This is a genomic window from Wolbachia endosymbiont (group A) of Campoletis raptor (assembly GCF_964026755.1).
GTDB lineage: Bacteria > Pseudomonadota > Alphaproteobacteria > Rickettsiales > Anaplasmataceae > Wolbachia > Wolbachia pipientis.
Map to the genome: position 1 here is coordinate 535,499 of NZ_OZ034695.1, position 22,796 is coordinate 558,294.

At 35.2% G+C, this 22,796-nt stretch carries 20 protein-coding genes; 9 read left to right on the forward strand and 11 right to left on the reverse strand.

Annotation, left to right across the window (positions count from 1 at the left end; genetic code table 11):
* Window positions 1-22 precede the first annotated feature (22 nt).
* Window positions 23-1,786 (forward strand): hypothetical protein, encoded by a 1,764-nt coding sequence (locus AAGD74_RS02765; RefSeq protein WP_341810726.1) that lies wholly within the window; start codon window positions 23-25, stop codon window positions 1,784-1,786.
* Here AAGD74_RS02765 and AAGD74_RS02770 read toward each other — a convergent pair.
* Together AAGD74_RS02770 and AAGD74_RS02775 are read right to left on the reverse strand one after the other, a co-directional pair.
* Window positions 1,783-2,955, reverse strand: a complete 1,173-nt coding sequence (locus tag AAGD74_RS02770) for a CCA tRNA nucleotidyltransferase (protein ID WP_338482242.1) — start codon at window positions 2,953-2,955, stop codon at window positions 1,783-1,785. The two genes, AAGD74_RS02765 and AAGD74_RS02770, sit on opposite strands and share 4 nt — an antisense overlap.
* Window positions 2,956-3,042: 87 nt before the next feature.
* Window positions 3,043-3,987, reverse strand: a complete 945-nt coding sequence (locus AAGD74_RS02775; RefSeq protein ID WP_338482240.1) for a hypothetical protein — start codon at window positions 3,985-3,987, stop codon at window positions 3,043-3,045.
* A 117-nt stretch (window positions 3,988-4,104) separates the two neighbouring features.
* Between AAGD74_RS02775 and ychF the strand changes: the two genes are divergently transcribed.
* Complete coding sequence (gene ychF, locus AAGD74_RS02780; protein WP_010962597.1) at window positions 4,105-5,199, forward strand: redox-regulated ATPase YchF; 1,095 nt, start codon at window positions 4,105-4,107, stop codon at window positions 5,197-5,199.
* Window positions 5,200-5,428: 229 nt separating this feature from the next.
* Here the strand turns inward: ychF and AAGD74_RS02785 are convergent, their stop codons facing one another.
* Window positions 5,429-5,614: a hypothetical protein gene (locus tag AAGD74_RS02785; RefSeq protein ID WP_341810727.1), complete on the reverse strand. Its 186-nt coding sequence runs from the start codon at window positions 5,612-5,614 to the stop codon at window positions 5,429-5,431.
* Here AAGD74_RS02785 and AAGD74_RS02790 point away from each other — a divergent pair.
* The 5 genes from AAGD74_RS02790 (at window position 5,597) to AAGD74_RS02810 (ending at window position 11,652) form a co-directional block, all read left to right on the forward strand.
* Window positions 5,597-5,791 carry a hypothetical protein gene (locus AAGD74_RS02790; RefSeq protein WP_341810728.1) on the forward strand — a complete coding sequence of 65 codons (195 nt, stop codon included), beginning with the start codon at window positions 5,597-5,599 and terminating at the stop codon, window positions 5,789-5,791. The two genes, AAGD74_RS02785 and AAGD74_RS02790, sit on opposite strands and share 18 nt — an antisense overlap.
* A gap of 153 nt (window positions 5,792-5,944) precedes the next feature.
* Window positions 5,945-7,138 (forward strand): ankyrin repeat domain-containing protein, encoded by a 1,194-nt coding sequence (locus AAGD74_RS02795; RefSeq protein WP_077188062.1) that lies wholly within the window; start codon window positions 5,945-5,947, stop codon window positions 7,136-7,138.
* Window positions 7,131-8,936, forward strand: coding sequence for a pentapeptide repeat-containing protein (locus tag AAGD74_RS02800; protein ID WP_338482237.1), 1,806 nt, complete (start codon window positions 7,131-7,133; stop codon window positions 8,934-8,936). Before AAGD74_RS02795 ends, AAGD74_RS02800 begins: the two co-directional genes overlap by 8 nt.
* Complete coding sequence (gene gmk, locus AAGD74_RS02805; protein WP_236515176.1) at window positions 8,920-9,528, forward strand: guanylate kinase; 609 nt, start codon at window positions 8,920-8,922, stop codon at window positions 9,526-9,528. The genes AAGD74_RS02800 and gmk overlap by 17 nt, the downstream gene beginning before the upstream one ends.
* Window positions 9,529-9,810: 282 nt before the next feature.
* The gene (locus AAGD74_RS02810) at window positions 9,811-11,652 is read left to right on the forward strand and encodes an ankyrin repeat domain-containing protein (RefSeq protein ID WP_341810729.1); all 1,842 of its coding nucleotides are present in this window, start codon (window positions 9,811-9,813) and stop codon (window positions 11,650-11,652) included.
* On the opposite strand, the gene sdhA is transcribed toward AAGD74_RS02810, so the two are convergent.
* Window positions 11,624-13,429 carry a succinate dehydrogenase flavoprotein subunit gene (gene sdhA, locus AAGD74_RS02815; RefSeq protein WP_341810730.1) on the reverse strand — a complete coding sequence of 602 codons (1,806 nt, stop codon included), beginning with the start codon at window positions 13,427-13,429 and terminating at the stop codon, window positions 11,624-11,626. The two genes, AAGD74_RS02810 and sdhA, sit on opposite strands and share 29 nt — an antisense overlap.
* A gap of 514 nt (window positions 13,430-13,943) precedes the next feature.
* On the reverse strand, window positions 13,944-15,296 hold the full coding sequence (gene gltX, locus AAGD74_RS02820) for a glutamate--tRNA ligase (RefSeq protein ID WP_338482234.1): 1,353 nt from the start codon (window positions 15,294-15,296) through the stop codon (window positions 13,944-13,946).
* Window positions 15,297-15,445: 149 nt separating this feature from the next.
* Between gltX and AAGD74_RS02825 the strand changes: the two genes are divergently transcribed.
* The gene (locus AAGD74_RS02825) at window positions 15,446-16,108 is read left to right on the forward strand and encodes an ankyrin repeat domain-containing protein (protein WP_341810731.1); all 663 of its coding nucleotides are present in this window, start codon (window positions 15,446-15,448) and stop codon (window positions 16,106-16,108) included.
* Between the two features lie 61 nt (window positions 16,109-16,169).
* Window positions 16,170-18,245: an acetyl-CoA carboxylase biotin carboxylase subunit gene (locus tag AAGD74_RS02830; RefSeq protein WP_341810768.1), complete on the forward strand. Its 2,076-nt coding sequence runs from the start codon at window positions 16,170-16,172 to the stop codon at window positions 18,243-18,245.
* On the opposite strand, the gene AAGD74_RS02835 is transcribed toward AAGD74_RS02830, so the two are convergent.
* From AAGD74_RS02835 to AAGD74_RS02860, 6 genes are read right to left on the reverse strand one after another with little or no spacing between them, the layout of a single operon-like run.
* Window positions 18,194-19,222 carry a COX15/CtaA family protein gene (locus AAGD74_RS02835; protein WP_077188070.1) on the reverse strand — a complete coding sequence of 343 codons (1,029 nt, stop codon included), beginning with the start codon at window positions 19,220-19,222 and terminating at the stop codon, window positions 18,194-18,196. The genes AAGD74_RS02830 and AAGD74_RS02835 overlap by 52 nt on opposite strands.
* Window positions 19,204-20,802: a glycosyltransferase family 2 protein gene (locus AAGD74_RS02840; protein WP_320157282.1), complete on the reverse strand. Its 1,599-nt coding sequence runs from the start codon at window positions 20,800-20,802 to the stop codon at window positions 19,204-19,206. Before AAGD74_RS02840 ends, AAGD74_RS02835 begins: the two co-directional genes overlap by 19 nt.
* 14 nt (window positions 20,803-20,816) lie before the next feature.
* Window positions 20,817-21,293, reverse strand: coding sequence for a hypothetical protein (locus AAGD74_RS02845; RefSeq protein ID WP_077188071.1), 477 nt, complete (start codon window positions 21,291-21,293; stop codon window positions 20,817-20,819).
* Window positions 21,294-21,301: 8 nt separating this feature from the next.
* On the reverse strand, window positions 21,302-21,781 hold the full coding sequence (locus AAGD74_RS02850) for a hypothetical protein (RefSeq protein WP_338482232.1): 480 nt from the start codon (window positions 21,779-21,781) through the stop codon (window positions 21,302-21,304).
* A gap of 3 nt (window positions 21,782-21,784) precedes the next feature.
* Window positions 21,785-22,012, reverse strand: a complete 228-nt coding sequence (locus AAGD74_RS02855) for a F0F1 ATP synthase subunit C (RefSeq protein ID WP_006014985.1) — start codon at window positions 22,010-22,012, stop codon at window positions 21,785-21,787.
* A 58-nt stretch (window positions 22,013-22,070) separates the two neighbouring features.
* Window positions 22,071-22,796: a F0F1 ATP synthase subunit A gene (locus AAGD74_RS02860; protein WP_341810732.1), complete on the reverse strand. Its 726-nt coding sequence runs from the start codon at window positions 22,794-22,796 to the stop codon at window positions 22,071-22,073.

The window sequence follows — 22,796 nt, forward strand, 5'->3', positions numbered from 1 at the left end:
AGTTAAAAAATGAGGTAATTTTATGCTAAATATTAATAATAAGGTTAATTATGAAATTAATATTAAGCGAAAGGAAAAAAAATACAGCTGGTCTACTGTATTTGCTTGGTTATATCTAAAAACGATTGGACGAATATTGCCCAAGAGATGGAATAGATGGGCAGAAAATATTTTGTACTACGATAAAACTACTGCAAACAATGAAGTTCAAACTGATGCTTTTAAGACAATAGATGGAAGTGTTCAAGTTGACTTAAAACCTGAAGTTGTAGAGAAAGAGAGCCAAAGTGTAGTGATAAACAAAGATGGAGGGGTTCAGACTGATGGAGTAGCATTGATAACAGAGGAAGATGATGAAGCATTAGAAGAACAGCTGGAGGGCATAAATCAGGAATTAGAACTTGAACGTTTACAAAATGCTTCCTTAAAAGAAGAAAATAGAGAATTACGATCTGCAATTGAAGGACTTGAAAAGAGTTATAAGGGACTTACAGAAGATGCAGGCGAACGAGAAGAGGAACTAACCAAATACAAACAAGATAAAAAAGCAATGCAGGATAAAGTTGATGAACAACAGAAAACTATATTTGATCAATACATGATAATAAGAGAGCAAGGAGAAGAAATTGAAGCTACTAGGAAAGATAATGAAAGTCTGCAAGCACAAATAATAGAACTTAAGAGTAGGTTAAAGGACAAGGAGGATAAATTAATTGAATTGAATCAACAATGGCAAGCTAGCAAATTAGTGGCTTTACTTAAATCACAGACTGATAAATTGTGTCAGGCTAAAGACAAAAATACTGAATTAGAAAATAAAGTCAGTGACTTAGGTCATGAAAACAAAGCTCTACGATTAAGTGTGAATACATTGACTGCTCAATTGGGTGAAATGGAGAACTTGGGGAAGCAATTACAAAGTGTTCAAGAATCTAAACAACAATTGGAGATTGATTTAGAAGGTCAATTGAAAGCTGACACTAAGAAACTACAGGAAGCAAAAGAAGGTCAATTGGCTAAAAAGGCAGGTGCAGTGAGTACAGTATCTACTGCAAAATCAACTCTTTCAAAATTACGAAACTTGCCCAATAAGCTTTCTAGGGATAAGGGTCTCAATAACTTTTTATCTGGGAAAGACGAGGAGTTAAAAAAAGGTTTTCCTGAATTTAAAGAGAAACACTTTTGCCATAACGTGCTTAATGAAACTATAAAGTCTCTATCAAATCAAGATGATGGCAAATTTGAAAGCAGTAAGCTGCTTGAATTATTAGAAAGTAATTTGAAACAATCCGCAAGGGAGATCATAGAAGCTAAGGTTAAAGAAGTTGTCAACGAACATTGTAACATTGGAAAAAATATGGGTAAAGAACTACGAGATGACACGTTAAAAGCCAAGTTGTCACCTTCTGTTAGAAAATGCGTAAAAAAATTAGAATTTAACAAACAAGAAGGGGTAAATAAGATTGTAGACTCTATCTTGCACAGCTTTAATAGCAAGAATAATAATAATAACGACTCAGTAGAATTACTTAAAGAAATTGTTGTGAAAGAGCTAGTAGAAGCTAGAATGAGATTTTTTTTAGATAAGATTCAAGAGTTACAACTGACATCAAGCATAAGAGATAAATTTTTATCTACAGATCAGGGAATGTGTAATCAAACTCAAGGAGGAGTAAACGAATACCAATTAACAGAAAAAGCTAAAAAAGAATACACAACTAATTCCTCGATGAGTCACACTAATACTGTAAGCATACATTCATTGAACAGTCGGAAAGCAAGTTAAAGTAGGCTCTTAGCATAAAGCACCAGCTCCTCTTTTGTTAAAGTGTAGGAGCTGTCTTCCCAATGTTGTTTTAGCAATTCTAAGTTTTTACCTAAACTTTTTCCTGGCTGGTGACCTATACTTATTAAATCATCGCCAGATAAAGGAAATTTTGGAATATTGAATGTATTAGCAAATGAAATGTATTTGTCAATATTTTCTCCAGACTCAACACCACAAATTTTTATTAAATCACAATATAGTTCTCTACCAAATAAAGATATGTACTTTTTTTGCTCTTTTTCCGAAAGCTCTGTTTTGATATCGTTGGATAGTAAAAATAGCAGCTTTTTCTTTTGCCTGTTCGAAAGACGTAAAAATTTGCTTACATATTCTCCAAGACTTAGCCTGTCATTTTTGGTGGTCCTAAGAAGTAACGCTAATTTTACTAGTGCATCAGTGCCCAAAAGAAGTGACGAAGACAGAATTTCGCATTTTACTTCTTTTGGGATAATCTTTTGCAAAACATCAGATTCTTGCATGCTCTTAAGTGTTGGAAAAGGATCATTGCACTCCAGCAATTTAAGTATTTCATCTCTTATTCTCTCTCCAGAGAGGTTTTGAATCATATGCGAATGCTTTTTGCATACGCTTAGTATTTCATCACTCAAATCTCCGGCACATATTTTTGCATGAAAACGAAATGCTCTTAAAATACGTAGATAGTCTTCTTTAATTCTATCTTCAGCGTTGCCTATAAAGTTTAACCTTCGCGCTTTTAAGTCCTCTATACCACCAAAGTAGTCATATATATGGCCATGCTTATCTGCATACAGAGCATTAAATGTAAAGTCGCGCCTTGAAGCATCCGCTTGCCAATTATTGGTAAATTCTACTTTTGCATGCCTACCATCACATTTCACATCATGCCTTAGTGTTGTGATCTCAAAAGATCTTTGATTTAGAACCGCAGTGATAGTTCCATGTTTTAAGCCAGTTGGAATAGTTTTTATATTACGGAGTTTTAGCGCTTTAATCGTTTGATTGGGAAGCAAATTAGTAGCTAAATCGATGTCGTGAACATCACGCTGCAAAATTGAGTCTCTCACACATCCGCCGACAAGCCTAGCCTCACCGCCAAATTCCTCTATGGCATCAATAATTAAACTAGTCTCATGGTCAACTTGCATTTAGGTTAGTACGTACTGCAAGTTCATATTATATGAAATGCTTGCAAAAGCCCTATATAAAAATATACAGAGCTATGAAGATTTATTTTACACTTCCAATTGTGATATTTGTTGTTGATGAAATGTTTTTTCTGTTCTTGATTCCTCCATACTACATCTTGGTGAGCTTGAAGGGTTTTGCTTCTCAGAGCGCTCTATGCGCTGCTTTATATCACTAACGCACTGCCCTACAACATCACCAATTTTTCCATCAGCATTTTCTGCCAATAACTTATCAAATCCCTTTTCAACCTCTGCTCTCTCAGAGATATCCTTTGAAAGGTTACAATATTCTAAGATCTCGTCTAGCTGCAGTTTTTTTGCTAATAGGAAATCTTCTTGTTCTTGCTCTTGTTTAAGTTTGGTTTCCTCTTGCAGTTGTTTTGCTAAACTTTTATTTCTATCAAGCAATGGTTCGAAATGCAATCCGCCTTTGTTTATTATATGCACAATACTACTATCATCATAATCAACTTTATTGTATTCACCTGCACTTTTTGAACCTGAATTGTCTATTAATTCATGCAAAGACAGATCTTGGTTATCAACAGTCTGGTTCTCTATAACATGTAGCTTTACCTTATACTTTTCACAAAGTATTCTGCCTTCAACGTCAGGATCACCCCACCTACTGTTACGCATAATGTCTGCTGTATAATCATCTACAGTTTCACTACGGTGCTGGCCATTGTTATCATGACTATTGACAATTGCATTTGTAAACCACTTTGGTGGATTCTTTTGCGCAAATTCCCTACAATCATTTCTTAATCTTTCGACAGTAACTTGCTCTCCTGTCTGTTGTTCTAGACTTTGCCTGAACGAGTCAAAAAAACAGCTTCCATTACCAATTGCTTGTCCTACATAGAAATTGTCAGGGTAAGGGTTACTATTTAAAAGAGTTATTTCTTGCCCTGAGATCCTGGGCCTTTTTATTCCAACCTCAACATCATGAAAGTCACTTGGTAGTTTCCGTTTCTTAGCTGTAGTCATAGTTTTACCTTAATTTGAGCTATATATTACTATACCAACAAAATTGTCAATAAGCGACTAATTAAGTATAGCAGAAATTTTTAAATTATGCAATAGTTATAATTTTACATAGCAAATATGAGTTTTAACTGCGGTATAGTTGGGTTACCAAACATAGGAAAATCAACCTTATTTAATGCGCTTACAGAGTCAAGTGCAGCCGAAGCTGCAAATTATCCTTTTTGCACAATCGAGCCAAATATAGGCAAGATTTCGATAAAAGATCAACGTTTGAAACAAATCGCAGCAATTGCAGGCTCAGAGAAGGTAATCTACAACCAATTAGAAGTTGTAGATATTGCAGGTCTGGTAAAGGGTGCGAGCAAAGGCGAAGGGCTTGGCAATAAATTTTTAAGCCATATCAGAGAAGTTGATGCCATCGTTCATCTGCTCAGGTGCTTTACGGATGACGATATCAGCCATATACACAGTAAAATAGATCCAATATCAGATGCTGAAGTGGTAGAAATGGAATTAATCCTAGCTGATATTGATAGCATAGAAAAAAGGCTTCCTCAATTGGAAAAGAAAGCAAAGCAAGGTGATAAAGAGCTAAAGAGACAACTTGAATTAATGCAAGAGGTATTAGCTACTTTAAAATTAGGTAAACCTGCAAGAAGTTTGGAGAATATCAATGAAGATGAGATGAAGTTGCTTCAATTGCTGACAACAAAGCCCGTTATGTACGTTTGCAATGTTGAAGATACAAATGTTATAACTGGCAATGAATTATCTAAAAAGGTAGAGAGGATGGCGGAGGAAAATAAAAGCAAATTTTATTGCATTTCAGCAAAACTCGAAGCAGATATTGCAAATCTTGATAGTGAAGAGGAAAAACAGAGTTTTTTATCAGAATTTGGCTTACAAGAATCAGGCCTTGATGGAGTAGCGCGTATTATGTATGAAGTGCTGAGTATGATAACTTTCTTTACTGTGGGCCCCAAAGAAGCACGGGCATGGCCAGTAAAAATAGGGTCAACAGCCGATAAAGCAGCAGGTGTAATCCACACTGATTTTGAGAAAGGCTTTATAAAAGCAGAGACAATAAGCTTTGCAGACTACATAAAGTATGGAAGTGAATCAGCTTGCAAAGACGCAGGAAAAATTCGCTTTGAAGGCAGAGATTACATCGTGCAAGATGGTGATATAATGCACTTTAGGTTTAATGTGTAGTTTATTATGCAGCCACTTATTTAAAGTTAAGTTTTCTGGATCCCAGTGTCTGGGCACTGGGATGACAAGAAAGGGAGCACTGGAATTTTTGTTTCAATATTTGTACATTAGCCATACATCTGAACAGATACCTCCCCTAAACGGATACACTGTAGAAGGAGAGTTTCTTCTCCCCAGTAAAGACTAGATTCCAGACTGGAATGACAGCAGTCCTACGTCATACCGCGATTCATTCCATAGCTGTACGAACATTCATTTTTGAAGGTAAATTGCACAGCAAATGGTCAGTGCTTGGCACTGGAATAACGTCCTCCTTTGTCATCCCAGTGCCCAGACACTGGGATCCAGTTTTCCATATAATCTCATCGAAAATGTTGTAACCACTTTCTACGCTAGTTTGCTTGCTTACAAGCAAACTTTTCTGGATCCAAGTAGTCTGGGCACTGGGATGACAGGAGAAGGAGGCTACTTGCATGACACCATTCTTTTTTCTGGATCCCAGTGTCTGGGCACTGGGATGACGAGAAAGGAGCACTGGGATGACATCCTCCCTAGCGGAGATTGCTCTCAAATCACAATGTTCGTACAGTAAGCACTGACCACTTTGCTTCAATATTTGCGATGCCCCTGAACAGATACAAAAAATCTATTGTTTTTTTATAAATTAAATCCTAAGGCATTTTTTACTGTAGATTAATCATTTGATTATAGTATCATTTTAATTAAGCTTATGCTTGGGATATTTATGAAAAATATTTTATATTTTATATTATTAGCTGTTGTATTCGGATCACTGAGCCTATTTGCTGTAGAGCAATTTGAAGAAAAGAAAATTGAATCAGTTCATAAAAACGAAAATGTAGGTGTAAGGAAGCAAGATAGCACAAATCAAAAAGATGAGTTAAAAAGCAACGTCGATGCTAAACAAACACAAGAGGCTGAGAGCAAAAGATTAGACGGCACTACCGATAAAGAGAAACTGCAACACAACGAGAACAAAGCTTTCGTGGTTGAAAAAACTATAAGTGAAGGTGAAAGGATTGATAAAGATTTGCCAAATGACCAGCTAGAAGGAAGCACAGACAAATTTGCTCAAAATTTACCAAATGTGGCCAATAAAGAAGTGAATAAAGATTTGAAACCAGAGCCTTTGCCTTTAAGTGCTGATTTAAATGAGAATACAGCTAACCCGCAAAAAAATCTACAAGCTGATCAGAAGATTGATATAAAAGATAATGAACTTTCAAAAAGTGATGCGAGTCAATTATTAGAGGGAAAAAAAGAAAAAGTAGAGAATCAGTCTGAAGAAAAAAAAGTGAAAGAAACAAACAGTAATTCCAAGGACCGCAATAGAGTAAAACCTATAACTAAAAAAGATGAAGAAGAGCAAAGTGAAAAGAAAAGTTTACAAAAATGGACAAAGCTAAACAGAGAACCAATAAAAGAATGGGGTCATAAAGACATACAAAGCAAGTCAATATATAAACGACAATATGATAGCCTTAATGAGCATCTTCCTACAACTGTGTTTATTGATGATTACAGTAAGCAATTTTTTTACTGCATTAAGAAGAACAACTTAACTTGCTTAAGAGGAGTAATAAGTAAGCTAGAAAAAATTGGATTAACAATTCAAGAGATACTAAGGTTTAGAAATAAATTGGGTGATACTCCTCTCATTTATTCAGTTAAACAAGGTGAGGTAGACATAGTGCGCTTTCTCTTATTACAAGGTGCTGATCTTAGAGTAGTTAACAATAATTTTCAATCCCCAATTGATATAGCAATCGAAAAAAAGCAGATCAATATAATAAATGCGATTGCCGAAATGATGCCACATCTTTTGGAGGATAGAAAAATAGACAATAAAGAAAGCTCAGCAATGTACGATTGGGCTGTGAAAACGAAAGAAATACAGTGCGATAAGCAAGATGATTAGATTTTTGATATTAATTTTAGTTGGTCATTTATGTTATGGAAACGAAACAAATGATGAAAAAAATCAGATTAGTGATTTTTTAAACGCTTTGCGTGATGCAAAATACGTATCTTACAGTAAAAAAGACTTTGCTGAATTTTTGGTGCAGTGCCACAAAGAGGGTGTGCCAGAAGATTTTAAGAAAGGTTTTGGTTCTAACTTAAATGGAGCTAATTTTAACCAACTGTACCTAAGTAAATCTGTTTTTGATGGAGTAAGTCTGATTGGTGCTGATTTTTCTAACACCGATTTATCCGACGTGTCTTTCATTGATGTTGATTTACGTGGTGCTAATTTCTCCAATGCTAATTTACATGGCATTAAAATAAAAGGTACAAATTTGAGTTTTACAAAATTTGTTTCTGCAAACTTAACAGATATCGTATTTGATCAGTCTAATGTTAGTTATGCTGATTTTATCAGTTCCGATCTCAAAAAAGTGAGTATGCACAACGTAATTGGTTTGCATACTAATTTCTCGAATGTGAAAATGAATTTCTCCAACTTATCAAACTCGAATGTTAGCCACGTAAATTTTAGTGATAGTGAAATAAACGATACTGTTATGCAGAAAAACAACCTTGATAATGCAAGTTTCTTTGGAGTGGATGCATATAAATTGAAGATACAATTTTCTTCATTAAAAAATGCTAACATATATGGTGCAGAGTTAAAAGAATCAGACTTTACAGGTAGCAATCTTTCCGCTGCCTACCTTAATTCTTCTATCATAATTAACAGTAACTTCGACGAAACTAATTTAAGCAACACACAAATTTCCTATGTGAATGACGATAATTCAAGTTTTGTTCAATCTATACTAAATGGTTCCAAGATAAAGCATACATATGTTTCTGAAGCAAATCTTCAGGATGCTGATTTGTCCAATATTGATTTTAGTTTTAGTGAACTGCATCAAGTTAATGTCTCTAATGCTGACATTCGTCACGGAAAGTTTCATAATACTAAAGTTGCGAATTCTAACATGAATGGCTCATTTTTTGACCATTCACTATTCACCTCTGCGAAGATAGAAGATTCAGACCTTTCTACAACTTCAATGTATAAGATAAAAATCCAAGACTCTCAAGTTTATAACAGTACACTTTTTCGCCATAATATTGATTCCAGTGAAATAGAAAATTCAACATTCTTTAATTTATTAGCTGATAATTCAAGCTGGTCTAATTTAAAAGTAACTAATTCAAATTTTATTGAAAGCGATTTCAGATCTTCTTTGCTTCACGCTAATGCCTTTAGGAAAACTAGCTTTTTTCTTAGCAATTTGAGCAATTCAACAATTAGTGATATGTCTTTTCTCTCTTCAAGCATATATAAAAGTTCAGTTGTTGATGCTCACTTAACAGGTTGCAAATTTGATAATTCAATTTTGATTGACAATAAAGGACAGAAAAAACTTGCAGGTTCAGAAAATGCTATAACTTCGATTAAAGATTTGCAAGAGAAAATATCACAGGGTGAAAAATTTAATGTAAATTATTCTTACTTTGAATTTAAGAATATGAATTTAGAAAATGCCGATTTTTCTAATTCAACATTAAGTAGAGCAAAGTTTGTAAACGTTAATTTGAATAAGGCAAATTTTGAAAAGACCGATTTGCGCTATACTGTCTTTGATAACTCTTCTCTCATTGGCACCAACTTATCAAATTCTAATTTAGAAGGTTCTAGCTTTTTAAACTCTGATCCAAAAAGCACCATGTTAAAAAATGCAAAGAAAAATGACCATAAAAAGTGAGGGCGTATTATTGGTTCTATCCTCCCCTTCTGGAGCTGGAAAAACTACTATATCAGCAAAATTACTTGAGCGATCAACTAATTTAGTTAGGTCTGTTTCTATGACTACGCGCAAGCCTCGCCCCGGCGAAATAAATGGAAAAGACTATTTTTTCGTTACCGAAGAAAAATTTCACGAGTTATGCAAAGCTGGCCAAATGCTTGAATACGCCAAAGTTTTTGAGAATTTTTATGGTATACCAAGAAATTTTATAGAGCAAAACTTAAGCAATGGAATAAGCGTTTTACTCAGCATAGACTGGCAAGGAGCATTTCACTTATTCAAGCTCATGAGAAAAAAAGTTGTAAGTGTTTTTATACTTCCCCCTTCAATGGAAGAGCTTAGGTTGCGTTTGCAAAAGCGTAATAGTGATGATGCAAGCGAAATAGAGCGCAGATTAGCCGAAGCTCAAAAAGAGATAAGCAAACGTGATAAATATGATTATGTAATAATCAATGATGATATTGATAAAAGTGTAGAAGAGATAAGCTCCATACTAAATAAAGAAAGACTTAAAAAATCAGAAGAAAAACCAAGCCTGGAAGATTTATAAAAAATCAATTTGGATACTTGCAGCTATAGTTTCTTATCCTATTTTAGCCAATAGCACGTTTCACAGTTTAGCTATATTTATTATTTTTTAAGATTAAATGGTTAAAATAGTAGCAACTGTTCAAGTGAGGATTTGACTATGATAACAGATTTTCTAATAGAAACTAGTTTTCTGCCTTTCCACCTATACATATACAACGTTTAGCTCAATTTAAAAGTCAAACTTCTTGGTTGTTAGTTTAGTGCTGACAACTTAAATAGCTTTTAATATTGAGGTTTTAGTATGGGTATAGATATAACTGCACTAACTACTAATGCAAAAAAATTAGATGAATACATAGATAAAAATGAAAAGCAAGAGCGGGATAGAAAAGACGAACAATTGTATGGCATTATAGAGAGAAAGGTAAAAAAAGAAGAACACAAGCGTGAAAAACCAAGAGGTCAAGATGGAGCTCTCAAGGAGTGTAAAAGGTTATTCAAGGAAGGTGCTAGCCCTGAAGTATTAACTAAATTAGAAGAATCACTTAGAGAACAAGAAAAATATTATAGGTATTATGTCCAATGCTTTCTTCCAGTGCTAGATGAAGTAATAGAACGATCGAAAAAAATACCAAATGAAACAAAAGAGCGAGTAAAGCAAGTAATTTTTAAAATTACTTGTAATAGCAGATATTGTAACCAAAATGATCGTAGGAATAGTGAAGCAGAAAGTGGCTACGGCAGTGATGTTGAAGATGATCATAAAATAAACGGGATAACGAATAATAATGTTCAATTACTAAAAGCGATCAAAAATGGAAATAACAGGAAATTTAAAAAATATCTAAAAGATTGTACGAATGTTAACGGCATAAAAGATGAAAAAGGAAATAATATTTTACACCTTATCGTGCCATTGGAAAAGAAACAGAAATGCAAGTTTCTAGGTACCCTAATAAAAACGGTCACCGAGGAAGATTTAGCACAACTCATTAATAGTGAAAATCAGGAAGAACAAACACCTCTTCATCAGCTGCTTCAGCATATAAAAGGAAAGAATGAGGATCGATCATGTACAGATAGAAAATTTGAAAAAACAAATAGGTATAAAGCCTTAGAGTTATTTCTACAAAATGGTTCAGATATTACTGTGCAAGATAAAGATGGAAAAAATGCTCTGCACTATATTGCTTCGTTCAAAGGAGAACAAAAAGTTACATGTTTGGAATTGATTTTAGGTTTAGTAAAAAATGGAACAATATCTAAAGATAAATTAGGTAAAGCTATAAATGCTAAGAATGGAGAAGGGAACACACCCCTAGAATTGGCATTAAAGAAAAAAGCAGAAAAAAGAAGTATCGAATACCTACCGCAAGGAACAATTTTTGATACAGCAACTGCTTATGACAATACAACAAAATTTTGTACAATGCTGCTAGAAATAGGCGCTGATCCCTGTTCTCTGGAGCTGAAAGATCCAAAATTCCATACTAAAAAGTACTATTTAACTTTACGAGATCTAAAAGATTATTCAGGGACTCCACAGAAAGCACAGGAGAAAGCTAAAGAACTAAAAGAGAAGCTTGAAGAAAAATACCACTGTAAAACTGCTTCAAAAAAATGCAAGTCTGGCATTAAAGAAGCAGGTTCTGGTATAAAAAAAGGAGTATCTGCTGTAGCAGGATTCATAGATCCAGCAAAAAGGACCCGCGAACTGTTAGCAATCACGATAACGATTACTGTTATTGCAATGGTAACATTTGCTTTCTTTCAGGGTCAAATGGCAATTGGAGGAGCCATTCCTATCATAGCTGTTGCTGGAGTTATATGCCTTACTTTAACTTTAGGATTTAGTGGTATTAAGAAACTTTTTGAAAAATCAACCAACAAAGCACAGGACACATTTAACGACAAAAACCGCTCTAATTCAACAACAGAGCAGAATCAAGCTTCGAAGAACCTTGTTAATAATGATCAACAGAATTTAAGAAATGAGACTAAAAATCAAGCAGTACAAGAGTCACCAAATCAACCAGAGCATACAGAAAACCCAGCTACTAAAATGAGCGATGTATCAATACTACGTCAATTCATGAATAAGCTAGATGGGCTGACTAATAAACCCTCTTCTCTGGCGCTATGAAATCAATCTCACCGCTCAGAGTTTTTTCAGCCACTTTTTTATAATCAATTTTTACGTTAATTTGCCCTTTCTTTTCTTCAAGCCACGCTATAGTGTGCTTCATCCAGTTTTTGTCATCACGTTCAGGAAAGTCTTCACGAGCATGGGCACCTCTGCTTTCCTCGCGATTAGCTGCGCATTCCATGGTAATAACCGCTTGTGGGATCATGTTAGCAAGCTCCAGTGCTTCAACTAAATCACTATTCCACATCATACTGCGATCCTCAAGTGAAATATCAGGCATCATTTTTGCTACCTTTTTTATAGCTTTTTTGCCTTCTTCTAAAACTTCAGCAACACGGAAAACTGATGCGTATTTTTGCATAGTGTTCTGCATTTCACTGCGTATTTTTGCTACTTTTAGCCCACCAGAAGCAAATCGCATTTTATTGAATCTATCTACTATCCAGTCTGTGCAGTCTGAATGCAATTTTTTATGTGGTGTACCGGATTTTAGTTTCTCTCTTGCTCTGAGCGCTGCAGCTCTGCCAAAAACCACAAGATCAAGAAGCGAGTTAGAACCAAGTCGATTTGCACCGTGCACAGAGACGCACGCAGCTTCTCCAATTGCAAATAGTCCATCTACCACTTCTTCCTTACCTTGCTTCAGCGTAATCACTTCTCCATGATAATTGGTTGGAATGCCACCCATGTTGTAGTGAACAGTCGGAATGACCGGTATTGGATCTTTAGTGACATCAACTCCAGCAAAAGTTCTTGCGGTTTCGCTGATGCCCGGCAATCTGAGTTTTATTACTTCCGGATCAAGATGCGCTATAGTTAAATACATGTAATCTTTTTTCGGTCCAACTCCCCTTCCCTCTCTAATTTCAATTGTTATTGCGCGACTTACCACATCACGGGAAGCTAAATCTCTTGCTTTTGGTGCGTAACGTTCCATAAACTTCTCGCCCTGAGAATTAACGAGGTACCCCCCTTCACCACGGCATCCTTCTGTCATCAGGCACCCTGAGCCATATATTCCTGTTGGATGAAATTGTACAAATTCCATATCTTCAAGTGGTAATCCAGCCCTTACTACCATGCCATTACCATCACCTGTGCAGGTATGCGCACTTGTTGCAGAGAAATAAACACGTCCATATCCACCTGTTGCTAACACCACTCTATGCGCACGAAATCTATGTAATGTGCCGTCGCATAGCGACCAAGCAAGAACTCCGCAGCATGCTCCGGTTTCGCTATCCACAATTAAATCAATCACAAAGTATTCAACAAAAAATTCAGCGTTGAATTTAAGACACTGCTGATATAGAGTGTGAAGGATTGCGTGCCCAGTTTTATCTGCCGCCGCACAAGTGCGTTGAGCTGATTTTCCTTTACCAAAGTGAGTTGTCATTCCACCAAAGGAACGCTGGTATATTTTGCCATCTTCTGTACGAGAAAAAGGTACGCCAAAATTTTCAAGTTCAATAACAGCTTTAGCAGCGTTTTTACACATATATTCTATTGCATCTTGATCACCAAGCCAGTCTGAACCTTTTATTGTGTCATATGCATGCCAGCGCCAATCGTCTTCACCGATATTACCTAAAGCTGCACTAATTCCGCCTTGTGCTGCAACTGTATGACTTCGTGTAGGGAAAATTTTAGAAATGCAGGCAACTGAAAAATTAGTTGCAGCCATCCCAAGCGTTGCTCTGAGCCCTGCTCCACCTGCACCTACTACTACCACATCATACTCATGTTCTATGATCTCATACGCTGACTTATCCATATTTACTTATTTTATCATTACAGGCTTATGATATCACAGAAGTAGAAAAAATCTATACAAGTTTTCTGTAGCTATATCGCTGCGGTATTTCATAATAGATCCCGCTAACACGTAGCGGGGTGACAGCAGTCCTACGTCATACCGCCGCAGTATCTCAGCCACTAACACGTAGCGGGATGACGATTGTCGTTTAGCTATAAATATTTAAGAAATTTACCAAATAAAAAAAAGGCAAAGAAAACCTAGGGTAGCTAGTATTCAAATTCTCCCTTGTTCTATTTGACGTCTTTTGATGTCTTAAACGCTTTATAAGCGCGTTTCGGCTTGTATAGGTAGAAACCCAGAAGTTTTATAAAGACATGAGGTGCACATAGTGCAAAAAATTAAGCATGATTTACGCCAAATACAAAGTTCCCTTTGTCGTTTTAATCTGCAGATTGCGAAGATAAATAAATAGCTTCAGTTTCATGATAAGGGGGCTGGCGAAGGATGTCAAGTAATTTTCTTATTTCATTTAAATTGCTTGTAACCTTCTTATACACTCATCTTTACCAAGAATCACCATGATATCAATGATTCCAGGTGCATCCATTACTCCAGTTATAGGGGCGCGTAATGAGTGGTATACATCGCTTATTTTCATATCGTGCAATTTTGCACATTCTTTGATCTGAGAAGATAAAAAACCCTTATTCCAATTTTCATCACCGATCTTTGACAGAAATGATGCGAGTAACTTAATTATATTGAGGTTAGATTTGACAATTTGACAAGCTTCTCCACTTAAATCAAGTGGCGGATCTTGAATATAAAATTTTGCTAAATCCAATAATTCGGTCAGGTAGTTTGCTCTTTTTTTTAGCTCTGTCAGTCCCTGCAGTAAATAGCCCTTTTTTTTGTCAGTTAGAGTATTTTCTCTAAGCATTAGAGTCAGAATATCTTCATTGCTCATATTACTAATATAGTGGTTATTCAAATGCTCCAGTTTTTTGAAATCGAGCCGTGCAGGTGAACGACCAATACTTTCTAAATTAAACCACTCTATTGCTTGCTCATCGCTAATAATCTCATCGTTGCCGTGACTCCAGCCAAGTCTCAGCAAGTAATTACGCATCGCTTTTGGCAATATTCCCATCTTTTCATAATCGCAAACGCTTGTGGCACCATGCCTTTTGGATAGCTTATTCCCATCTTCCCCATGGATAAGCGGCACATGTGCAAAGCGTGGAATGTCAAAATCAAGAGCCTGGTATATTAGCAGATGTTTAAAGGTATTAGTGAGATGGTCAGAGCCACGTATTATATCAGTTATTCCAGCATCATGATCGTCAACTACTACGGCAAAAATATATGTTGGAGTGTTATCAGAGCGTAAGATCACTATATCATCAAGCTGCTCGCTACTTACTTTGATTTGGCCGTATATTTTATCATCAATGACGATCTCTTGCGAGTCTGGCACTTTAAAGCGGACAACAGGCTTTACGTTTGATGTCACACTAATACATTTGTGCTTATATATTTTTCCTTCTTCTCTCGCTTTTATTTTCCTTTCTGTCTCAGGGCAATAACAGTGATACGCCCTACCCTTCTCAACTAAAAGGTTTGCTACTTCTTTATGCCGCTCTATTCTTTTTGACTGATATACTATTTCCCCATCATAGCTCATACCGAGCCATCTTAGCCCTTCTATAATTGCATCAATTGCTTCTTGCGTTGAACGTTTTCTGTCGGTGTCTTCAATTCTCAGCAAAAACTTGCCACCATGATGCTTTGCATAGAGCCAATTAAATAACGCAGTGCGGGCCCCTCCAATATGCAAAAACCCTGTGGGTGATGGAGCGAATCTAGTGACTACGTCTGGCATATTTGTCTATTACAGTAATACAAATGATGATAGCTAAAATTTATGTTTGTAACAATTTAGAATTTATTTATTCTGAGAGATAAAATCTACTTGTTTTTCGTAAGTTATGTTGTATAATTTAGTGTTGGTTAAATATAGCGAGGTATGTTATGGCTGACTTATTTGAAGTTGCAAAAGCAAGAAATAAAGATGAATTTGTCAGAATTTGCACAGAGGATGTTGCTTATGCAGCTAAGCATAGGCTTGATGAAAATGGGAACCCATTTCATATAGCAGCAAGTCAAGAAATTCTGCTACCTGCACTCAAAGGGATTATGAGAAATTTGGAAGAAGGTACTAAGAGTAAGGTTAAAAAAGCAGAAGAAGCTAAAAATTGGAAAGAATCAGAAAGATTAAAAGAGAAACTTAAGGATGATAAGAGATATATTAAAGAAGCACTCTGTGATAAAAGCTGCATTCTTCATGGGAGAGTAGCGGTAGCTCCTCTTTATTTTTTAAATGCTGCAGAACGGGAAGAAGCTAAGCAAATTGCAGGTATAAAGGGCGGTTTTATATGTAATAGCAAATTTCATTTGTGCTTATACATAATAGGAGCTATAGCGTGTATTGCTGCCTTATGTTTATCCTTGTACTTTTTATTTTTGGTTTCTCAATCTCTTGCACTAGCTTCAGTAGCTACAATAGCTTCTGGAGGATCTACATGTTTGTTGTTTAAGGCATGTAACGGGATATACGGCTTGTATGATGAAAGTACTATAGTGACAGATCCTGATGTTATGCAACTTTTAAATAGTGATTTAGCTGTAGCATGAAGCTAAAAATTACTTGCAGGCAATAATTTACTTTCTCAACTTAAGAAAGTATACTCGTACGATGACGGAAAAGAAGTACAGTAAGATTTTAATAGCAAACAGAGGAGAGATTGCCTGCAGGATTATCAGAACTGCTCGTAGGATGGGTATATCTTGTGTATGCATATATTCGGATGCAGATGTAAATTCTGTGCATGTAAGACAAGCAGATGAGTCAAGATATATCGGCCCTTCGCCATCTTGCCTCAGTTACTTAAACATTGAAAAAATATGTGAAGTAGCAGTTGAAACAGGTGCTGAGGCGGTTCATCCTGGCTATGGTTTTTTAGCAGAAAATCCAGATTTTCCACGTGCTCTTCAAAAACATAATATAGACTTCATCGGCCCCAGTGCAGAAACAATAGAAGTTACAGCCAACAAAATAACAGCAAAAGAAGCTGCAAAAAAAGCTGGAGTGAATGTAGTGCCAGGATATATGGGTAAGATCAGCGATGCTGCCCACGCAGCTCAAGTTGCTAAAGAGATCGGTTTTCCCGTTATGCTTAAAGCTGCATCAGGCGGTGGTGGCAAAGGAATGCGAATTGTAAACTCCAAAAAAGAAATTGAACTAGCATTTACATCAGCCACAAATGAAGCAGAGAAAAGTTTTAAGGATGGCAGTATCTTTATAGAGAAATATATAGAGTTGCCAAGACATATTGAAATACAAATCATAGCAGATAAATATGGCAATATAGTTTGTCTTGGAGAAAGAGAATGCTCGATACAAAGGAATAATCAGAAAATAATAGAAGAAACGCCAAGTCCATTCATTAGTGAAGAAGTAAGACAAAAAATGTATGTTCAATGTGTTTCTCTGGCAAAGCAAGTTGGCTATTTTTCAGCAGGCACTGTTGAGTTTGTTGTAGATAAAGACCAAAACTTCTATTTTCTTGAGGTAAATACGAGATTGCAAGTTGAGCATCCAGTAACAGAATTTATAACTGGAATAGACATAGTAGAAGAAATGATTAGAACTTCCTGTGGAGAGAAATTGAGATTCAATCAGGATGATATTAAACTTACTGGTTCTGCAATAGAAAGTAGAATTTGTGCTGAAGACCCATCGAAGAAATTTTTCCCTTCCAGCGGAAGAATAAAATATTACGATAAACCGGGTGAAAATGATTATGTAAGAATAGATGATGGAGTTGCTGCAGGTTCAGAAATTAGCATGTTCTATGATTCGATGATTGCCAAAGTGATAACATATGGAAAAGATAGAGTAGAAGCGATCAGCAGAATGCAAAAAGCATTGTCTGAATGCTATATAGAAGGAGTAACAAATAATATAGAATTTCTAGAATCCATCTTCCATCACCCAAATTTTATCGCAGCAAAGCTCCATACGAGATTCATTCCAGATCATTACCCTAGTGGGTTTCACGGCGATTTTGTTACAGAGGAGTATATTAAAATATTTATTTTCACTGCGTTATATGTTCATTTCGAAAATGAAGAAAGGTACCATCATAAAGCAGTGAATGAAACATCTCAGGTGTCATTCCAGTGCGTGACACTGGAATCTAGTAAAAAAGAAGGGGTACCAGTATCAGCTACTCGGATGGCAGGTGACCGTGCAAGAGATTTATTCATAGTGAATATAAATGACAATGAGTACTCCGTAAATGCAAAATACCAAGATAATATATTAATAACGGTATATAATCACAATAAATACTCCGTTATAGGCAAGTGGAAATCAAGTTATAGATTGCTATATATCACAATTAATGACGATACCAATATAGCACTTAAAATAGAAAGACAAGGCAGCAAGTACTTCATAAGACATGCAGGTATGAAAGCTGAGTGTTGTATATTAAAACCTCATGTAGCTGAATTAAGTAAGTTAATGCTAAATAATGAAACAGAAGGGATTTCAGCAGATGCTGTAAAATCCCCAATATCTGGTTTATTAGTTAAATTGCACGTAAATGTAGGAGATCAGGTGGAAATAGGACAACCTTTATTTGTGGTGGAGGCAATGAAAATGGAAAATATCATATGTGCTGAAGCAGCAATGGTGATAAAAAATATTCCCGTTCAAGAAGGAAAAAATGTGCAGATTGGTGATGTAGTCTGCTTCCTTAAATAACACAAGAAGTATAAACTTGACCCAAACAAGATAAATGAAAACACTTGATGAGCTATGGCAATGGCTATCGGTATGTGCAATAATAGAGTAATTACACCTAAAATGATCTGAATGACGACGGAGAGCAGCATAATATATACCGGTTTTATGCTAGCATTTTTTATTGTGAGTATTACTACCAAAGTTAGTATTAGCAATGCCAGTGCTCGATGTATAAATTGCACTGTCGCTCTGTTCTCAAAGATATTCAGCCATATAGGCTGTAAGAAAAATAAATCTTCTGGAACGATTTGTCCGTCCATTAGTGGAAAGGTATTGTAAATCAAACCAGCATTTAATCCTGCAACAAATGCACCGAAAATTATTTGTATTACAATTAGGACCAAAATCATCCTTGCGTAGTATATAGTGTTACCACTAACCTTAAGTTTTGTTTGTTGTGGCCTTATCTGATAATCAAAAAATTGATATGACAATAATGCAAAGATAACTAATGCTAATAATAAGTGAAGTGCGAGCCTATAGTGGCTAACATGAGGCTTGGCTACCAAGCCGCTTTTTACCATATACCAACCAGCAAAAGCTTGTAAAGCTCCAAATAATAATGCCACACATAGCTTTATTACTACCTTTTTAGATATTTTTCTTCTTAATATGAAATATATAAATGGCAGGACAAAAACTAAACCTGTTAGTCTTGCAACCAATCTGTGTACATATTCTATTAAGTATATAGCGCGAAACTCCTCCATACTAATACCATAGTTAAGTGCTTTATATTCAGGTGTAGCTTCGTATTTTAATTTTTCTTGTAGCCAGTCTTGTTCACTCAGTGGTGGTAATGTTCCAGTAATTGGTTTCCACTCTGTGATTGACAATCCTGCTTTTGAAAGTCTGGTAAATCCACCAATCCCTACCATGAGAATTACCATGACCGAGCAGAGAAAAAGCCAAATAGCTACAGGTTTTGCTTCCATAAACCATGCTGAGTTTTGTTCCATCGCTCAGGGTAAAGAATAAATTCCCATAAGGCAAGAAAAGCTGCAACACTATGTAGCAGACTATAGACCGGAAAAAATATCGATACTATATAAAAATAAAAAGGCATCTTTTGCTGTTTGACAGCTATTACCAAAAGAATCAGGTTAGTAACGTATACCACTACAAAGTAGTACAAAAATAATTCATTTAAAACTTTAGTTAATATCAATGAAAGCAGTAAAAATGGAGTAGTAAAAAATATAAAAGCTGCAGAGCCAACAAAAAGATTCAATAGCAAAATTCCCTTAAATCCAGTGTGTTTATAAAGTGACTTTATATTTTTTAAATGAACAATATAAGTTTGCATATAGCCTTTGATCCAGCGCGCTCTTTGCTTAATCCAAGCAAATACAACAATTGGTGACTCTTCCAATGTTTCTGAGTCAATCATCCTGGTTTTATATCCCATTTGCGCAAGTCTCAAACCGAGGTCAGCATCTTCGGTAACACTGTAAGCATCCCAGAAAAACACTTTTTTTAGAATTTTTACTGAAAAATGATTACTGCTACCACCCAAAGGCATCGGCATGTTCATTTTTTGGAATCCAGGCAATAAGTATTGAAACCAGTTCATATACTCCAGAGAAAAGAATTTTGTGAGAAAATTATAATCACAATTGTAGTAATTTAATTTCGCCTGTACACAGGCAAGCTTATCGTCGTCCTTATTAAATTCAATCAGTGCTTTTTTTAACTGCAATGGGTCTGGTTTATCGTCCGCATCATATATTACTGCATACTTTCCTCTAGCAAAGCTCATAGCATAATTGCATGACTTGGCTTTTGTTCTAGGCAAAGAATGAGGCACTTTTATTACTTCAAAATACTGCGGTAAAGTGTACTTTTCTATAGCTGCTAGCGTTTCTTGGTCATCACTTTCTACCTGAAGCTTCACATCTAATTTTGATTTTGGATAATCCAAACTTTCAATGCTTTCGATCAATTGCTCTATCACTGCACTTTCTTTAAAAGCAGGCAATAAAATAGTATATATAGGAAAATCTTCTTCATTCAGCTTACTATAATCCACTTTTTGGTTGGAGGTTTCACATAAGCTAAAAACTGTAGCTATAAACTTGAATAAATAACTAGAACATCCGATTATAAATATCAACATCAAAGCAAAATATGTATATTTCTCTGTTAGTGTTAAAATTGAAGTTACAATAAAGAAAGAAGCAAAAAATATTGAGCTTAGTTTAATGCTTTTAGCTGAAAAATTAGGATTCTTGTAATATAAGTAGTTGCTTGCAAATTCTGAAATACCAAAGTGCGAGTTAAGAAGATTTAAAATCTGTTCGCTATCCACTTTTATTAATACATAGTCAATACCGTAATGAGCTTCGACCCAACGGTTGATATCTCGGCTTGTGTCTTCAACCATAAAAAAAGTAGTATTATTTAATTTTTGCCAAGGAATTATATTAAATTTATAGTAAAAAAGTTTCTCTGGCTCTTTGCACAAACTAGAATCAAACTTAATTTTTTCTACATTATCAGCTTGAAGTATAGGCAATTGTTGCATTGAACCTAATGCAATTTTTTATTTAAGTCACGTGAAAATGAAGATATGACCTCGCTACTACGCTTATCATCTTTACGTTCATGCATTATTTTTTTTACAGCATCAGCAGCTATATTCACTGTGTTAGTCTGTAAATCCCCAAGAGCTTTTTCAACTTGGTCAGTGACTTTCTTCAAGTTAGAATGGGCATTGTCATCTAATGTCTGATCTAGCTGCTGTCTATTGTGCTTAATGATACTATTAGCTTTATCAAGTGCTTCATTCATCATTTTATTAACTTCTGCATCTAATTCTTTGTATTTTTTAGAAGATTTTTTGTAATACTCCAACATATCTTTCCTGAATTTTTCAGTTTCTTCACTTGAAAATTTGCTTTTGTTACGCTTATTGTTAAGCGCATTTTTTATCACTTTCTTTAGCAATTTATACGAAAGGACAAAACTTACCAAGAAGGCAAGACCGATAATCAGTGATGTAGACATAAAAACCCCTAAAATTCTTTGGACACCAACTCAGCAATAAATTCCTCTTCAATTTCAGAATTAGTCAATTTAGTATAATAAATTAAAGCAATACTAGTAGCCATTTGTTTTAACTGATCAGTATATTCAGATTTAAATTCTGCCACTTTTTTTTCAATAAGCTTGCTCTTTTTTTTGTCTTCCTCTTCTAATATATTCTTAACATTAGCTCTCATTTCTTCTACCTGAGCAAGTGCATCATCTATGATTTTTTTTGCCTGTATTCTAGCTTGGTTTAAAGCGGCATTATACTTGGCAATCTGCTCTTCCGTGAGCCTTAAAAGATGAACAGAACTATTAAAAGAACCCAATACTTCTTTACTTCTAGTGCTTATTATTTTATCTAACTTTGGTAAAAATAAACAACTTACCACGAAAAAAAGTGAAGAGAAAAAAATTAAAAACCAAAAAACTTGAGAAAAGAAGGTTGAAACATCAAGCTGTGGCATCTGTTAAGCAGCAAATATTAATAACATTGCAAGTACAAACGCAAGCAATCCCATGATTTCAACCATGGCAGCACCAATATAAACATAACTTTTCATTTTACCTTCTGATTCAGGGTTTCTCGCAATCCCATTTAACATAGCAGAAAAGATATTAGCTATACCTAAACCAGCACCGAGCATTCCAAACACAGCTAAACCAATTGCTATAAACTTTAAAGCTACTAAATCCATATATTACCTTTAATTTTTCTTTATAATATAATTGTAAAATATTCTACAAGGAAGTCAATTACTTTACTGCATCTGACAAATATACACATGTTAATATAGTAAATATATAAGCTTGTAAAATTGCAACAAATACTTCAAATCCTATCAATGCAATTATGAACAAAAACGGCGCAGGAGTGAAAAATATGTTCATATTTACAATAAACCCTGCTATCACTTTGATGATTGTATGACCAGCAATCATATTTGCTGCAAGCCTTATTGATAGGCTAACCGGCCTTACTAAATAAGCAAACAACTTAATAATAATTATTATAGGTGCAAGCCACGAAGGAGTTCCTTTTGGTAGCAATATGCGTAAAAATTCTACTCCCCTTTCTTTAAATCCAACAATCGTTATATAAATAAAAACCACCATCGATAAAGCGAAGGTGACTATCACATGACTTGTGACCGTGAAACTATAAGGAAGAACACCAACTAAATTACACGATAAAATGAAAATAAATACTGTGAATATCAATGGAATGTGCTGCAAGCCTTTGCTTCCAGTGTTATTTTCTATTATTGAAATAACAAAATCATATACATACTCAACTGCAGCTTGCAAATATCCTGGTATTACTGACCCCTTCTTTATTCCAAAAAGCAAAAAGAGTATCATCAATATCACCGAAATCATCGTGAAAAAAGATGAATTGGTAAAGCTTACGTCATACCCAAATAACCTAGGTAACTTTATTATTGTATATACTTTAAATTGCTCTAGCGGATTTAACGCCAT